Source organism: Moorella humiferrea, assembly GCF_039233145.1.
GTDB lineage: Bacteria > Bacillota > DSM-521 > Neomoorellales > Neomoorellaceae > Neomoorella > Neomoorella humiferrea.
Genome location: NZ_CP136419.1, coordinates 2115005 through 2131355 on the forward strand (window position 1 = coordinate 2115005; position 16351 = coordinate 2131355).

A 16351-nucleotide genomic window follows, 5' to 3' on the forward strand; every position below is an offset into this window, starting at 1 on the left:
TCAGCGCCTCCCGGGGATAAAGCAGCCGTCCCCGGCCCGGCCCAGGAACCGTCCTCCTTCGTAAATAAGCCGGCCGCGCAGGTAGGTCGCCTCCGGGTAGCCCTGCAGGGGGAAACCTTCAAAGATAGTATAACCGGCCGCCGAATGCAGATGCGCCGCCGTAAGAACGACTTCTTTGCGGGGGTTGAAAACGACGATGTCGGCGTCGCTGCCGGGGGCAAGGTCCCCTTTCCGGGGGTAGAGGCCGAAAAGGCGGGCCGGGTTGGTGGCCAGCACCTTTACCATCTGGGGCAGGGTCAGGCGGCCACTGCGGACGCCAAAGGAATAAAGGAGGGGTAACAGGGTTTCCGTTCCGGGTACTCCGGAGGGGGTATTATAAAAGGCCGTACCGGCATTTTTCTGCCTCGGGGTATAACTGCAGTGATCGGTGGCCACCACCTGCAGGGAACCGGCGGCCAAGTGCCGCCACAGCTCCTCGTTGTCGCCTGCCGTCCTCAAAGGCGGGCACATGAGGTACAGGCGGCCTTCCGGCCCGGCATACTTCTCCGCGGTCAGGAGCAGGTAATGGGGGCAGGTCTCGCCGTAGACCGGCCGTCCTTCCCCGCGGGCGGCGGCAATGGCCGCCGCGCCGCCGCCGGTGGAGACGTGGACGATATATACGGAAGCCCCCGCTTTTCCGGCCAGGGCGATGACGTCCCGGATGGCCTTGACCTCCGCCGTTTCCGGGCGGCTTAACGCATGGTAGGCCGGATCTGTCTTGCCGGCAGCGATCAGCTCTTCTTTCCTGGCGGTAATGATCCCGTGATCTTCGCAGTGAACCGTTACCAGGGCTCCGAGGCGGCGCGCTTTTTCAAGGAGGCGGCCGATGGCGTCGAGGCTCAAGCGCTGGTTGTAGGTGGTAAAGACCTTGAAGCTGGGAACACCCCTGGCGACGACGGCCGCCAGCTCCCTTTCATCATCTTCATGGCCGGGCAGGACCACCTGATGCAGGCCGTAATCGACGCAGGCCTGCTCCCCGGCTTCCTTCAGGCGCCTCTCCAGGGAGGCGGTAAGGGGTTCCGCCGGGCTTGCCGGCTCGGCATAGTCGATAACGGTAGTCACACCGCCGCAGGCGGCCAGCCGCGTGCCGGTGAACCAGTCGTCGGCCGTCACGAGGTCGCCGATGGCCATCCAATAGTGAACATGGGCATCTATAACTCCGGGAAAAAGATATCTACCGGTCACATCCCGAACTTCCGCGCCTTCTGGCGGCAGATCCGGACCCACGGCGGCAATTTTTCCGTCTTTAACGGCCACGTCGGCCTCCTCGACCCGCTCGGCGGTGACCACCAACCCGCCCTTTAGCACGAGGTCCACTTTAACCCCTCCCCCAAAAGCAGAGTTAATTGGGCAATTTTAGATCCTTTAGTGCTTTATGCAGGGCTTCCAGGGAGGGCTCCACCCGGATGGGTTCACCGGCGGCCTTGATGGCGTTGGCCACATCCTTGAGGCCGTTGCCGGTCACCAGAACGACGACCCTTTCATCCGGTTTAATGATGCCTTCCCGAACGGCCTTGATGAGGCCGGCCGTGCCGGCCACCCCGGCAGGTTCGCCGAAAACGCCGCAGGTGCGGCCCAGAACCCCCATGGCCGCCAGAATCTCGTCGTCGCTGACGTTGATCATGGTTCCGCCGGAGTCCCGCACCGCCCGCAGGGCCTTTTCCGGATTACGGGGTACGCCGACGGCAATGCTGTCGGCCAGGGTGTTTTCTTCCATGGGACGCACCCTGGTGCCCTCCCGGAAGGCGCGGGTGATGGGGCAGCAGCCTTCGGCCTGGACACCAAGCATCCGCGGCAGCCTGTCAATCCATCCGGCCTTTTTCAGGTCTACCCAGGCCTTCCAGGCCCCGGCCATGGTGCAGCCGTCGCCCACCGCCAGGACCACCCAGTCGGGCACCTCCCACTGCAGCTGTTCAGCCACCTCGAGGCAGACGGTTTTCTTCCCCTCCACCAGATAGGGATTGATGGCGGCATTGCGGTTATACCAGCCGTGTTCGGCAATGGCCGCCGCTGACAGGCGGAAGGCGTCCTCATAGGTGCCCTGGACGCTGATGACCGTAGCCCCGAAAATCAAGAGCTGGGCCACCTTGCCCTGGGGCGCCCGCCCGGGGACGAAGATCATAGCCTTAAGACCCACGGAAGCCGCCGCCCCCGCCAGGGAGGACGCGGCGTTGCCGGTGGAAGAACAGGCAACAACCTTCGCTCCTTCGGCCAGGGCCCGGGCCACGGCCACCGCCGAGGGACGATCCTTTAAAGAAGCGGTAGGGTTGATACCGTCGTCTTTAATGTATAGCTCCTTTAAGCCCAGCTCCGACGCCAGGCGCCCGGCACGGTAGAGGGGGCTCCACCCCACACGCAGGGGCGGCAGGGTTCCTTCCTGGGCCACCGGCAGAAAGGGACGGTAGCGCCACATGGAAGGCTCCCTGTCGGCCGCCAGGTTCTTTTTAGATATGGCTTTATTGATATAATCATAATCATATTCCACATCGAGAATGCCGTCGACCGGCCCGCAGGCGGGACAGGTATACAGGCCGGGACGGGGCTGATAAGTCCGGCCGCAGTTGATACAGCGTAACTGGCTAACGTTGCTCACCCTAGTCAGCTCCTTATAGGCTTCTCCTCGCGCCCCGGTCACGGTATGGCCGCGCCCGCACCGGGGAGCGTCTTATTTCCTCGTATACGGCGTATCCTCCAGGGGGAGGGAGAGACGCACTTTGCCGTCACGGCGGTAGTAGGCGCCGGCGACGGCGGCCGCTGTAGGTATGGTCGCCAGCTCGCCTATACCCTTGGCGCCATAGGCGTAAGGGGTACCACCCTTTTCAATCAGGTGTACCTCCATCCTGGGTATCTGATGACTGCGCAAGAGTCCCAATCTTCCTAAGGTCTGGCGCAGGGGGATGCCGTCCTTTACCGGGAAGTCTTCCGTCAGGGCATAACCAAGGCCCATGACGATCCCGCCTTCAATCTGGCCCTCGAGGTTCAAGGGATTGACGGCCCGGCCCACGTCATAGGCGGCCACCACCTTCGCCACCCGTCCCTCCTCATCCAGGATGACCACCTGGGTGGCGTAGCTGTAACCGACGTGGGTCACGGGATGCTCCTTGTCGGAGTCAAGGGGATCGGTAACGCCGGAAAATTCCCCGTGGAAAACCTGCCCCTCCAGTTCGGCCAGGTTACGGCCTTTCAAGGCCGTCGCCAGTTCGGCCGCCGCCCGGCGAGTCGCTTCCCCGGTAAAAAGGCTCTGGCGGGAAGCCGTGGTGCAGCCGGCGTCGGGGGTAAGGGCCGTATCCGACAGGATGCAATCGATGCTGTCGGCCGACAGGCCGGTGGTTTCGGCGACAATTTGGATAAGCACCGCCTCCAAACCCTGCCCCATGCAGGCGGCGCCGGAGTAAATTTTTACCCGACCGTCCCTGACTTCCAGGCGGGCCCTGCCCACGTCTTTGGTCCCTACCCCCAAACCTACGTTTTTAAAGCCACAGGCGATGCCGGCATGGGGGCTGCTCTCAAAGGCTTCCTTGACGGCCAGCAGAGTGTCTTTCAGACCGATATCGGGGCCGACCACCTGCCTGGTGCCTAAGGTGTCCCCCGGTTCCAGGGCGTTCTGCCAGCGGATTTGCCAGGGGGAAAGGCCGACGGCCTCTGCCAGGATATTCAGCTGGCTCTCGATGGCAAAGTTGGACTGGGGCACCCCGAAACCGCGAAAGGCGCCGGCAGGGGGGTTGTTGGTATAAACGGCCCGGCCGCGAATGGATACATGGGGTATGCGGTAAGGACCGGTGGCGTGGGTACAGGCCCGCTGTAACACCTGGGCTCCCAGGGAGGCGTAGGCGCCGGTGTCGGCCACCAGATCGGCCACCAGGGCCACCAGATTGCCTTTTTCGTCACACCCGGTGGTCATGGTTATGGTCATGGCATGGCGTTTGGGGTGACAGAGGATGCTTTCCCGCCGCGTCCAGGTCAATTTCACCGGCTGCCGGGTTGCCCAGGCCAGGAGGGCGGCGTGATGCTGCACGCTCAAATCCTCCTTGCCGCCAAAACCGCCGCCGACACATTTGTTGACCACCCGCACTTTGTCCGGCGGCAGGTTCAGGAGGGAGACCAGCTGGGTATGAATCTCATAAACCCCCTGGGTGCCGGTATAAACAGTAATGCCGTCTTCTTCCGGCACCGCCAGGGCGCTTTCCGGCTCCAGGAAGGCGTGTTCCGTGAAGGGCGTGGTGTAGGTACGGGTTACCACGTGGGCGCAGGATTTTAACGCCGCTTCCGGATCGCCTTTCCTGACCACAGTTTCGCTCAAGATATTACCGCGCGGGTGCAGGGCCGGAGCTCCCGGGGCCATGGCCTCTGCGGGCGTAGTCAGGGGGGGCAGTTCTTCGTAATCTACTTTGATGTAGTCCAGCGCCGCCCTGGCTTCCTTTAGGGTACGGGCGGCCACCAGGGCCAGGGCGTCGCCCGCATAACGTGTTTCTTCGCCTACGGCTATCAATGCCGGCCAATCTTTAAAGATGTGTCCCTGGTAGCGTTCTCCCGGTATATCCTCTGCCGTCAGGACGGCCACCACCCCGGGCTGTTTTTTGGCTGCCGTAACGTCAATGGCTTTCACCTTCGCCCGGGCGCAGGGCAGACGGAAAACGGCGCCGTAAAGCATCCCCGAAACCTGCATATCGTCAACAAAGATGGCTTCGCCCAAAACCTTGGCCCTGGCGTCCGGCCGGAAAAAGGCTTTGCCCATGCCGGCGGGCTCCCCTGCCCATGGCTCGATTTCACCCCTTAAAACACGGCCGGCCAGGCGCACGGCGTCTATTATCTTCTGGTAGCCGGTGCAGCGGCAGAGATGGACCTTGAAGGCCTGGCGGATTTCATCCTCCGTCGGGTCCGGCTGCCGGTCGAGGAGGGCTTTGGCTTCCATGACCATCCCCGGCGTGCAGAAGCCGCACTGTACCGCCCCGGCCGCCGTGAAGGCAAAGGCGTAAACTTCCTTCTCCCGGGGGCTCAGGCCCTCGACGGTAATGATCTCCTGATCGGCCGCCTTGACGACGGGTGTGCGGCAGGCCCGGACCGCTTTGCCGCCCATGATTACGGTACAGGCGCCGCAGGTACCTTCGCCGCAGCCGTTTTTAGCCCCCGTCAGTCGCAGATCTTCCCGCAAGACTTCCAGCAAGGTGGCATCGGGGCGAACCTCGACCGCCCGTCGCTGGCCGTTAACCTGTAATTCTATCCGCATGCCGTTCCCCCCGTTCGGCTTGGTGTCCCGGTGCCGTTCCCTCGGCACCCCCAGGTGCAGCTCCCATTACAGGTACAAGGGTTTTAGCGCAGCTCCTTTATTTTAGCGTCATAATATTCTACTTTAGCGTACTCGTCCTCCCAGAAGGAAGGGCTCTTCATCGCATCCAGGTATTCCTTGGTATAGCCAAAGGGCAACCAATCCTTTTCTTTCTGCTGGAAGAGGCGTTCCTTGGCTTCCGGCCGGCGGGTGTCCATAATATGATGGGTATGGGCCTTGAGGAAAATGTCTTTGAACCAGCGCTCTAAGACGAAGTCTTCGATTTCCAGAGTCCGCTGGGCCAGGTTTTCCAGCACGGAATGATACCGGTCGAAACCGTCGGTGGCTATGGTCACCACGTTGTCTCCGGGGCCCAAACGCAGGTATTTGGCCATCTTGATGGCGCCGATAATATTGCAAATGCCGGAAGGTCCGAAGTTGTCGCGTAAAGCCAGGGCGTCGGCTTCTTTAACACCGTTCTTGATCAGCACTTCGGTACCGTCCTGGAAGACCTTCAAGCCGCGAACGGTGTCTTCGTCGTGGATGAGGACGATAAAGTCAGTATTGAGGACGTTATGGATGAGGGTGCACATCTTGTCGCCGATGCCCTCAATGCGGTGCTGACCGCGGCCGCCGTTAAAAAGGGTGGAACATTCATAGGGCTCGAGGGCCGCCACTTTGCATTCCGGGAAGGCCTTCTTGATCTGATCGCCAGCAGCCAGGGTCCCCGCCGAACCGGGAGCCGAAGCAAAACAGGCGATGCGGCCGTTGCCGATCCCCCGAACGGCCTCGATGGCGGCATTGCCGGTAACGTGGCGGTGGAAACGGTAATTGGGCAGCAGCTCAAATTGGGCCAGGGCGTAATTCCTGGGATCCTTTTTCAGTTCATGGGTGCGCTGCAGGGTCAAAATGACGTCGGATTCCGTGCCGGGGGTAAGGTCCAGCTCGCCGCCGTACTTGCGGATGCGCTCATACCTTTCTTTACTCATGTTGTCGGGCATGATAACCACCGCCCGGAAGCCGAGGAGCCTACAGATATAGGCCACGCCGATGCCGAAATTGCCCGTAGAGGGTCCCAGGATGGTATGTTCCCCGGGTTTAATGACGCCGTCCACACAACCTTCGATCAGGGTGGCGTAGGCCGGACCGACCTTGTGGGAACCGGATGGAAAATACCGGCCCAACAGGACGACGATATTGGCATCCACGCCCGTCACTTCCGGGGGTAATACCATTTTCCGCACCTGGTTGTTTTCATCTTTCCAGGTAATGTTGAAGAGGTTGATGGGATCCAGCTCGTCTTCCTTAAGGGCTTTGAGGGCCCGCTGCCTGATTGCCGGATCCATCTGCGACGGATCGCACATTTCCGTAAATGTCGGGCCAAAGGGGATCTTTCCCACCGTAGTAACCCTCCCGAATTAAATATAATGTTATTGAGTGATAAAAAGTTCACTCACACTTATTGTATAGTTCGACGCAAAAAAAATAAACCCTCCTTTTGTAGCTAAAATATTGCTAAAAAGGAGGGGATTATTTTACCTACAGTAAACCGTCGCGGTCGCGGTGGGCCAGGCGGGAGGAGGCGGCGGCGGCTACGGCGGCCACCAGGTCGTCGAGGAAGGTATTGACTTTCTCATTCTTTTGGCCGTTGACCACGCCGATGATGCCCGGCTTGACCTTGTCCAGATAACCGAAATTGGTAAAACCGATGGAACCGTAGATATTAACGATGCTCAAGGCCAGTATCTCATCGATGCCGTAAAGGCCGTCGTCGTTTTTCAGCATGGTGTAAAGAGGTTCGTCCAAAAGCCCCTTTTCCGCCAGCTCGTCAATGGCTATGCCGGTAAAGATGGCATTCTGGACCTCCCGCTTTTCCAGCACTCGCTCAACGCTTTCGCGGCAGGCGGCCATGGTAAGGTGCGGGATGTATTTGCGCTGGACTTCATATACCAGGGAAGCAATGTCATCCAGGGTTACCCCCCGCCGTTCCAACCAGGTTATGGCCAGACGCTTGAGGAGGGGAGAACCGGTATACTGATTTTCCTTAGGCTGGGCCACACTCACTTCTCTCCAACCCCCTTTTACTAAAAGTACTTAAATTATATCATAAATTTAATAAGTGTAAGATGGCCTCCAGTACGCCGCCGGCAATGGCCCGGGCTTTATCGGAAATGGTAAAGCAGTAATCCCGTTCGCCGCGGGGATCGATGTCGCCGACCTTCATTCCCTTATGCACTTCCAGCCCGTCGTGGAGGATGCCGCGCAGCACACCGTCGATCCGGGCGTATAACGGCACTTTACCCACCACGGCCACCGTCTCGCCCGCAGTTACGGCAACACCTATTGTCTTCAATCCCTTAAACACTCCATCCGCCGGGGCCCTTAAAACCCTCTCTTCAGAAAAACCTGCGACCTCGCCCGGGATGCCGGTATTGGGCAGGGCTTCGCCTTCCCAGATGACCCGACCGAGATAATGGCCGCGCTTGGTCTCCACAACCGCATGGGCATCCCGACCGGCGATAAAACCCGGCCCCAGGGCGATGACTATTGGAGCCTGATCCATCCTCGTCCCCAAGTTGGTTTTAGCCATTATGGCATCAACGACAATCTCCGGCCGTAATGCTTTGATTACCTTTGCCTCGGGATCAACCAGGATGGCAATTTCTCCCTTTCGGGTTTTGTCCAGAGCCTCTTCCGGTCCGGCCGCCAGGCCGGCCGTAACCCCTTCCACGGTAACCCTGCCGGCGTAAACCGCCTCGGCAAAGGCTACGGTCCGGCGGATTGCCGTGGGCCGCGGGACTTCCGTCATGATTACGGCAAAACCTGCCTTATAAAGGCGGTGGGCCACACCGCTGGCCAGATCTCCGGCTCCTTTGATAACTACCAGTTGCCTCATTTACCTTTTCCTCCCTGCACCGCCCGGGACCGTCCCCGGATTTAAATAATGTTTAATTATATTGTACATAAGACCACTACTAAAACAAAGGATTTTTATCCTCTTCTTTCAGCCAGGCACGGTAGTCGGCGGGGGTGTCGATATCGCGTAAAATCCCCGGGCAGTCGACCACCACTTCCTGTACCTCAAAGGGACAGGCCCGGATGATTTCCCGGCCGCCGACATCCCCCTGAAGAGCCATAACCTGTGGCCACAAGGCGCGGTCGAGGAGGACCGGGTTGCCCCGCCTTCCCCGGTAAACGGGAACTATAATCTTTTTATCCCCCTGCCGGTAAGCCCCAATCAACTTATTTATCACTGCTGGGGTAATCCCCGGCTGGTCGGCCAAAACAAAAAGGGCGGCCCGGCATTCCGGTCCCAGGGCGGTCAACCCGGCCTGCAATGAGGTGCTGAGGCCAAGGCGGTAGTTGGGGTTATAAACGAGATTCACAGGGAGACCTGCCAGGGCCGCCGCCACCTTTCCGGCTTCGTGGCCCAATACCACGACCACTTCCCCTTCTGCGGCCGCCAAAGTTATATCCACCACCCGGCGCACCATGGGCCGGCCGGCGAGGAGGAGTAGCTGCTTACCGCCGCCGAAACGCTCGCCGGCGCCGGCGGCCAGGACGACTATCCCTACCGTTCCCCCTTCCCTTACAATAACCTGGCGCACCGGCGCCGGGGTGACCACAGCACCTACAATAACCCTCGCCCCGCCTCCTTCAATTATCCTGGCGGCTATGTCCCTGGCCTGATGTAACAATTCATAATCTTCCGCTCCATTCAATAATACCGTCCACCTTGCCGCCTCCGGCACTCCCTTGCGCCCTCCCCGGGGATGAAGCAGGAGGACGGCCATATCTTCCGCCGTAACCGTTGACCCCACCATCCGGTCGAGGAGGGCGGCCGCCTGCTGGAAACGGTGGACAAAGGGCGGGGCCAGGGGACGGCCTAATGCCCGCAGTCCGGCCACCGTCACCACTAACGTCGTTTCCGGCGGGACAACCGGCTCGTGCTCGGCCGGGACTTTGAGCAGAGCCCCCGCCGCGCCGTCACCTTCAAGTAGGATATAGTCTGCATCAAGAGCTGCCAGGGCCCTTACGTCCGCCGCATTGAGGCCCATTACCTTACCTTCACCATTAACGGCCCGCCCGCAGGTAACTATATTTTCCTTTTCCAGGCGGGCACCTACCGCCTGCGTGAGGTCATCAGTCGCCGCCGCGATGACCGGCTCGTTCAACTGCCGGAGCTGGCTTAAGAGCATTTTGGTCGTGGGAGCCACGATCGCCCGCTTCCCCGCATCCATCAGCTCCCGAGCCAGACAAATAAGGGCCGAGGTTTTGCCTCCCGCCCCTACAAAGGTCACTATTTCCCGTTCTCTAAGTTCTAAAGCCTGGCACAGGCCAAAATTGCCCGCCATGTTTTCACCCTCTAAGGAATTGAACCTATCTTTCTTCTCTACCAAGAGAATCAACCATTTTACCGTGGGGGTCCAGATTATGACTTTACCCTTTTCCGAAGGCACAGGCGGGATAGCGGCACTGGGTGCAGCCCTGACAGAGGCCCCCGGCCGCCAGCCCGGCTATATCTTTGCGCGTAAGCCTTTCTCCCGCACAAATCCGTGGCAACACTAGATCAAATATCGTCGCCCGATAATACATGACGCAACCCGGCAGACCCATTACCGGTACCTCTCCAAGGTAGGCCAGCATAAACATGGCCCCCGGCAGCACCGGAGCGCCGTAGGTGACGACCTCCGCCCCGCTGCGACGTATACCTTCCGGCGTCACGTCGTCGGGATCTACAGACATGCCCCCAGTCAACACTACCATTTCCATCCCCGCGTCAATCATGGCGGTGATGGCCTGCCGTATTGCTTCGGCATCGTCAGGTACGATCTCTTCCCCCTCGACTTTAGAACCGTAATCGGCAATCTTAGCCCGAACAACCGGACCGAAGGCGTCCTTTATCCGCCCTTTGTAAACCTCGTTACCGGTGGTGATTAGACCCACCCGCAGCCGGCGGTAAGGTGCCACCCGGATAATCCCTCCGGCCAGGCGACAGATTTCCTCTATCCTTTCAATCTCCGCCCGCGGTCCCACCAGGGGTATGAGGCGCGTTCCGGCCACCACCTGGCCCGCCCTCACCGGATAGTTGTTGTGCAGGGTGGCCAGGATTACCTCCGGTCTGCTGTTCACATCCTCCAGAATAGCCATGTTTATTTTTAACAGGCCGTCCCTGGCGGCGATTATATTTACTTTTCCCTCCTGGGGTTCGCTAAACTCCAAACCGTGGTCGCCATCGCCCGCCGCCGCCCTTGCCAGACGAATGGCAACCTCATCTTCATGAATCTCGTCCGGTCCCAGGGCCATTACATAAAGGTGTTCCTTGCCCATGGTTAGCAGCTCGGGTATGTCTTCCGCCTGAATAATATGCCCCTTCTTGAAACGCCGTCCTTTAAATTCTCCAGGGACGATTTTGGTGAGGTCGTGGGCCAGCACCGTGCCTACGCTGTCTTCAACGCGGACTCTTTGTAGCATCCAGTTTGCCTCCATATTGATTTTGTCTATGTTGTTTTCAGGTGGTTTTATTAAATCGTTCAAGTACTTCTAATAAACGCATGGCTACCTGTAAGTTGAGCACCTGATCTGGATTATTAAAATCAACACCAATCAATTCTTTAATTTTATTAACACGATATAGGACAGTATTATAATGCATATAAAGTTTTTCTGCCGTTTCTTTAACATTACAATTGGTCTCTAAAAATGTTTTCAGTGTTTTTAGCAATTCTCCTTTTTTGTTAAGGTCGTATATTTCAAGGGGGCCTAACATTTCCTGGACAAAATCTTTTAGCTCAGCTATATCCGTGTTCTTTAGTAGTAAACTGTATACGCCTAAATCACGATAATAAATAACTTGTCCGCTGCCAAAAAGATATTTGCCAACTTCTAATGCCAATTTGGCTTCCCGAAAACTTTTTTTAATACCTTTTATGCCGCTATATCCATTTCCGATTCCTATAGTTACATGCCAATAATTAAGGAGCGCTTTTAATTGGTGGATAATGTTGTTATTTGCAAAGACCAAATCCGATTCGAGAAAAAGAATTATGCCTTCATCATTGTTGACCAAGAAATATCTTAACTTATTTCTGTCACAATAGTTTTTTAGTAAAATAGCTGCTTGACTTTTAATATCCTGTTGTTTTATTTTTAGTTTTTTCTCATGGCCAGGTAAAACTTCAAATATCAAGGTTGCATTGTTTTTACTAATGTCCCAACCGAAAGTTTTACTTCTTTCTATAAAAACCTTTTCATTATGTTCTGGAGAGCTCAATAGTTGGTTTAAAAACTCACCCTTATATCTATTCTCAACTTGGGTTACATTTTGCTGCCTTAAAATGTCAAGGGCCACTATTGAGCATACGCGTTCTAAAGTAGTTAACTCAAATAAAGAAAAATCTCTATCAATTGCTATTGCCTGTACCCACCCATATTGTTGGCCTTCTACAATTATTGGTAAAATAACACTTTCTAGTTTTGTTCCCTCAATATTTATTTCTTGGCGATAGAAATCTTGTATATCAGTGTAATTTTTTTCAAACAAACTCATTATATGCCCAGGAAGTTCTGGAGGATAAATAACTCGACGGAAATTTATAAGATCCTCTAAACAAACATAAGCATCAATAAGCTCTGTTAATGCCTCAGCGATTTGATCAAGTTGACCGCCGTTTAATATGAGGTCAGTAAATTGTTGGTGAACTTTTACACTGTGTTCTAAAAAGGAAGCTTGACGATTAACTATCTGGGTTAAAATACTTGAAATTAATTCCGAAAAATTTACTTCAACAGGTAATTCAATTAAAGGAAAGGAAAGGTTATTGGCTGCTTCAATCATATATCTAGGAATTGTTTCAATATATCGTTGCGATTTAATAGCCAGCCCGGAAGCTCCCCGCTTAGCTAACTGGGGGATAAGGATTTTCTGAGCTTCAACGTCATCTTTAATTGCATAAGCTGTTGTAAAAATAAAATCACCGGGCCTTATCCAGGGCAAAATATCAGGCACTTCCATTACATTAACGTTAGTAATGATTCTATTTAAACCATCGACCCCGCCTACTACTCGACACTTTTTAAATATAGGAATTTTTAATATATCTTCTACTCTAATCCCAAAATGCTCATTCATTGCATCCCCTCTCCCCTATTATCCCCTCCTTCTTTATTACTTCGTCATTTTTATTCATGTTCCTCCCCAATAGGAGTAATTGTGTTGTAATTTGCATTATGTATACAATATACTTAAGTATTTATTTAAATGGCAGAGGAAAATTTCCTCTGCCATTTTAAATTTTCTAGCCCTGCATCACTTTAGCGGCCTCTTGAACAGCCTTAACTATGGCTGTGTAACCGGTACAACGACAGAGATTACCGCGAAGATACTGCCGAATATCTTCTTCGGTAGGGCACGGGTTTTCATCTAATAATGCCTTCGCCGTCAGCAACATTCCCGAAGTGCAGAAACCGCACTGAACGGCACCCTCATCAAGAAAGGAGCGCTGCAGCGGGTGCAACCGGTCATAATCTCCCAGCCCTTCAACTGTAGTAATCTCCTGTCCCTCCATAGTAACCGCCAAAATCATGCACGATAACATTGCTCGACCGTTGACCAGGACGGTACACGCTCCACATTCGCCAATCCCACAGCCATACTTTGTACCCATGAGGCCAAGCTCATTTCTTAATACATTGAGCAGTAATTCATTGGGCCTTACATAGACCTGTCTTTCCTTACCGTTAACCTTAAGCTTAACCCACCTTCTATCCATTTTTATAACTCACCTCCTGCCCGCTGCCAGGCTGCCCGCAGGGCTTCTTCAAGTATAACCCTGCTAACCTTTAAACGATATTCCCTGGTAGAACGATTATCAGTGATGGGTCTAATCTCCGCTGAGGCAGCTTTTGCAGCTTGAACTATTAACTCATCATTTATTTCCTTGCCTTCCAAAATTCTTTCTGCTTCCCATGCCCTTATAGGCGTAGGCGCTACAGAGCCAAAAGCAATACGACAGGTAGTACACCTTTGTCCTTCTCTTTTTAAACATACGGCAACGTTAATTTTGGCAATATCAGCTGCTACCCGCCCAAGCTTTAAAAAACTACTACCTGTGCTTGCGTCCGTTTTTGGTATATTTATTTCTGTTATTATTTCGCTTGATGCCAGGGCAGATTTTCCCGGTCCAACAAAGTATTCTGTTATAGGTATTTCTCTAATGCCTTCTTTACTGGCAGCTTTAATAACTGCATCATAGACAAGAAGCGGTGGGGCGGTGTCGGCCGCCGGCGAGGCGTTACCTAAATTACCACCTATAGTGCCCATATTTTTTACCGCCACGGCGGCCATAGAACGTACAGCTTCGTACAGGGCACTGTAGCTGCGCTTAATTTCTTCATTCCGCTCAACCTGACTCAATGTGGTAGCAGCACCTATCTTTAAACTGCAGTCGTCAAAATTAATATAATTTAACGCAGCAATCTTTTTGACATAGATAATATATTCCGGATGGACACTCCCCAGTTTCATTTTTACCACCAGGTCGGTGCCACCGGCTAAGATCTTGGCTTTATCCCCGTATTCTGCTAACCAGTTTAAGACTTGATCAAGGTTTTCGCTCTCTAAATATTGAAATTCGGCAGCCAGTATCTTAGTATTAGTTTCCATTTTTTTCACCCCCCTCTAAAGCTTCAAGTATTCTCTCCGGTGTTATTGGTGTTTTGTAAAATCTTATCCCAATCGCGTTATAGATCGCATTGGCTATCGCCGAAGCCACAGAATTAAGCGCTGCTTCCCCAATGCCCTTAGCGCCAAACGGTCCCGTAGGTTCATAAGTGTGAGCAAAATAGACCTGAATATCGTCAATATAGGGCATTTCGCAGGTCGTAGGGATCTTGTTGTCTGTTATAAATCCGTTGCATTTTAATTTTCCAGTTTGCAGGTCGTATTCTGTTTCCTCATAAAGGGCATATCCCATACCTCTTGACAGGGAGCCGATGAGCTGCCCCTTAACCATATCGGGATTAATCGGTGTGCCCGTGTCTGAAAGCAGAATAGCCCGTGGTATTCTTACTATACCTGTCAATGTGTCAACCTCTACTTCAATGAAATGAGCGACAAAACAGGGCGGGCAGTTTTTCTGGCGCAGGCTGTCTGTAGCCGCAATCGTACCCCAACTATAAATCTGTGCCAGCTTGGCTACCTCGCCTATTGTTATATGTTTCTGAGGAAATCCTTTAACATGAATAATTGTGGCATCCTTTGCTTCGTCGTAGGCCAGATCCAGATTGCCGGGATTTTCTTCTAAAATCCTACCGGCATATTCCAAAAGTTTCTCTTTTACCTGCAGGGCTACGTGATAAACTGCTCCGCAACCACAGTAGACGCCACGAGTGGCGTGGGTACAGACGTCATATCCCGTCGTCTTTGTATCTACTGGAGACAATTCTACCCTTTCATAAGGAACTTTAAGAACTTCCGCTGTTATTTTAACTGCCGCCTCGCCCGTGCCGCCGCCGAGATCCATGACCGGTGTCATTACATCGACAGTGCCGTCTTCATTAATTTTAATTGTTGCGCTAGAATAATCAATTACTTCACCCGGCTTTGGCCCCCCGGTACCTGAAGTGTGGAAGCCGCGGGCCATACCTATACCCCTTCTATACCGGCCAGTTTTTTCCTGGGGAGGACGGCGATTAGACCAGCCGATCATTTCTGAGCCTACACGCAGCATCTCCTCCACGCCGCAGCTTTTAATAATCGATCTAACCGTCGGGCCCTGCCCCCAGAACTCATCGCCTATTCCGATATAATTTTTAAGCCGGAACTCTACAGGGTCAAAACCGCATTCCTCCGCGATGATATCCATGTGAGATTCAACGGCAAAATTAACCTGGGGATTACCGTAACCCTGCATAGCACAAGCAGGAACTTTATTGGTATATATTGCCTTGCCTTCATAGCGGAAATCGCGCCATTTATAAAGCGACGCGTACCACCCAGCCATACAACCGAGTAGAGGATAGGCATTAATCTGGTGGGCACCGATATCTACAAGGACACGCATATCGGCAGCAACAATGGTTCCGTCTTTTTTCACTCCGACTTTTAGTTTGATTCTAGCCGGAAATTTAGTATGGTCGTAAATATCATCCTCACGACTACTGACCATCTTTACCGGTCTTTTAGCTTTCAAAGCCAGTGCTACACAAATAGGGATTATTGAATTCATCTGGATGCTTGAGCCGAACGAACCGCCAATAGCTAATTTTTTCACGTTTACTTTGCTTAGAGGAATGTTGAAAATGTGTCCTAAAAGCTGACGAACATTATGGATCGTTTGGGTAGTAGCCCAAACGGTAATTCCACCATTTGGTTCAGGACGGCATACAGCCGTCTTGGTTTCCATTTGGTTATGATATACGCGTGGTAACTCGTATTCTCGTTCTACTATATGGTCCGCTTTTGCAAACCCCGCTTCCGGGTCGCCGACAACAATAACGCGATCACAGGCTACATTATTCTTAACTTCAATTTTATTGTCACCGAGATAAATTTCTTCATATAAAGCCGGCGCGTCAGGTTCAACTGCTTTATCCATATCTAATACGGGCGGAAGGACCTTGTATTCAACCTTTATAGCCCGCATAGCGCGAAAAGCCAGTTCTTCTGACTCTGCAGCAACGGCCACAATGGCCTCACCCACATGACGGGCCTTGCGAGGCAGCACCCGTCGATCACGGTAAGTTTTTTCTGGTATACTAACGGTGCGCTCATTATAAATTACATCGGGAACATCATCTGGCGTAACGACAATAGCCCCCATAGCCTCAGCTTCAGATGTGTCTATGCTTAAAATCTCAGCATGAGGGTACGGACTGCGCAAAGTTACGCCATAAAGCATATTGGGTATCACAACATCACTTGGATATACTTCCTGTCCACATACTTTGGCAATGCCATCTTTACGTGGAAAGACCTTACCAATAACCTGAAAATCCATGCTGGCTACCCTCCTTTACCTGCACTTATCCCACTGTTTCATATTG

Annotated in this window: 12 protein-coding genes; all 12 read right to left on the reverse strand. The window is 53.7% G+C overall.

Annotation, left to right across the window (positions count from 1 at the left end; genetic code table 11):
• Positions 1-1356 carry a dihydropyrimidinase gene (gene hydA, locus MHFGQ_RS10960; RefSeq protein ID WP_106006233.1) on the reverse strand — a complete coding sequence of 452 codons (1356 nt, stop codon included), beginning with the start codon at positions 1354-1356 and terminating at the stop codon, positions 1-3.
• Positions 1357-1381: 25 nt separating this feature from the next.
• Positions 1382-2632: a threonine synthase gene (locus tag MHFGQ_RS10965; protein ID WP_106006232.1), complete on the reverse strand. Its 1251-nt coding sequence runs from the start codon at positions 2630-2632 to the stop codon at positions 1382-1384.
• Between the two features lie 72 nt (positions 2633-2704).
• Complete coding sequence (gene xdh, locus MHFGQ_RS10970; RefSeq protein ID WP_106006231.1) at positions 2705-5266, reverse strand: selenium-dependent xanthine dehydrogenase; 2562 nt, start codon at positions 5264-5266, stop codon at positions 2705-2707.
• Positions 5267-5349: 83 nt separating this feature from the next.
• On the reverse strand, positions 5350-6705 hold the full coding sequence (locus MHFGQ_RS10975) for a PLP-dependent cysteine synthase family protein (protein WP_170066384.1): 1356 nt from the start codon (positions 6703-6705) through the stop codon (positions 5350-5352).
• A 139-nt stretch (positions 6706-6844) separates the two neighbouring features.
• Entirely contained in the window at positions 6845-7312 is a 468-nt protein-coding gene (locus tag MHFGQ_RS10980) for a phosphatidylglycerophosphatase A family protein (RefSeq protein ID WP_422393066.1), read from the reverse strand.
• Between the two features lie 97 nt (positions 7313-7409).
• The gene (yqeB, locus tag MHFGQ_RS10985; RefSeq protein ID WP_106006229.1) at positions 7410-8201 is read right to left on the reverse strand and encodes a selenium-dependent molybdenum cofactor biosynthesis protein YqeB; all 792 of its coding nucleotides are present in this window, start codon (positions 8199-8201) and stop codon (positions 7410-7412) included.
• 79 nt (positions 8202-8280) lie between these two features.
• Positions 8281-9660 carry a selenium cofactor biosynthesis protein YqeC gene (gene yqeC / locus MHFGQ_RS10990; protein WP_106006228.1) on the reverse strand — a complete coding sequence of 460 codons (1380 nt, stop codon included), beginning with the start codon at positions 9658-9660 and terminating at the stop codon, positions 8281-8283.
• A gap of 85 nt (positions 9661-9745) precedes the next feature.
• Positions 9746-10780 carry a molybdopterin-binding protein gene (locus tag MHFGQ_RS10995; RefSeq protein ID WP_106006227.1) on the reverse strand — a complete coding sequence of 345 codons (1035 nt, stop codon included), beginning with the start codon at positions 10778-10780 and terminating at the stop codon, positions 9746-9748.
• A 37-nt stretch (positions 10781-10817) separates the two neighbouring features.
• On the reverse strand, positions 10818-12437 hold the full coding sequence (locus MHFGQ_RS11000; RefSeq protein ID WP_106006226.1) for a PucR family transcriptional regulator: 1620 nt from the start codon (positions 12435-12437) through the stop codon (positions 10818-10820).
• 166 nt (positions 12438-12603) lie between these two features.
• A complete protein-coding gene (locus MHFGQ_RS11005) occupies positions 12604-13077 on the reverse strand; it encodes a (2Fe-2S)-binding protein (protein ID WP_106006225.1) in 474 nt (157 codons plus the stop codon).
• Between the two features lie 2 nt (positions 13078-13079).
• Positions 13080-13970 (reverse strand): FAD binding domain-containing protein, encoded by an 891-nt coding sequence (locus MHFGQ_RS11010; protein WP_106006224.1) that lies wholly within the window; start codon positions 13968-13970, stop codon positions 13080-13082.
• Complete coding sequence (locus MHFGQ_RS11015; RefSeq protein WP_106006223.1) at positions 13960-16305, reverse strand: xanthine dehydrogenase family protein molybdopterin-binding subunit; 2346 nt, start codon at positions 16303-16305, stop codon at positions 13960-13962. The genes MHFGQ_RS11010 and MHFGQ_RS11015 overlap by 11 nt, the downstream gene beginning before the upstream one ends.
• Positions 16306-16351: the final 46 nt, after the last annotated feature.

Excerpts from the sequence above, each read along its gene's own strand:
- MHFGQ_RS11005 (WP_106006225.1), bottom strand. The coding sequence starts at position 13,077 with ATGGATAGAAGGTGGGTTAAGCTTAAGGTTAACGGTAAGGAAAGACAG.
- MHFGQ_RS11015 (WP_106006223.1), bottom strand. The coding sequence starts at position 16,305 with ATGGATTTTCAGGTTATTGGTAAGGTCTTTCCACGTAAAGATGGCATT.
- MHFGQ_RS10995 (WP_106006227.1), bottom strand. The coding sequence starts at position 10,780 with ATGCTACAAAGAGTCCGCGTTGAAGACAGCGTAGGCACGGTGCTGGCC.
- xdh (WP_106006231.1), bottom strand. The coding sequence starts at position 5,266 with ATGCGGATAGAATTACAGGTTAACGGCCAGCGACGGGCGGTCGAGGTT.
- MHFGQ_RS11000 (WP_106006226.1), bottom strand. The coding sequence starts at position 12,437 with ATGAATGAGCATTTTGGGATTAGAGTAGAAGATATATTAAAAATTCCT.
- yqeB (WP_106006229.1), bottom strand. The coding sequence starts at position 8,201 with ATGAGGCAACTGGTAGTTATCAAAGGAGCCGGAGATCTGGCCAGCGGT.
- MHFGQ_RS11010 (WP_106006224.1), bottom strand. The coding sequence starts at position 13,970 with ATGGAAACTAATACTAAGATACTGGCTGCCGAATTTCAATATTTAGAG.
- yqeC (WP_106006228.1), bottom strand. The coding sequence starts at position 9,660 with ATGGCGGGCAATTTTGGCCTGTGCCAGGCTTTAGAACTTAGAGAACGG.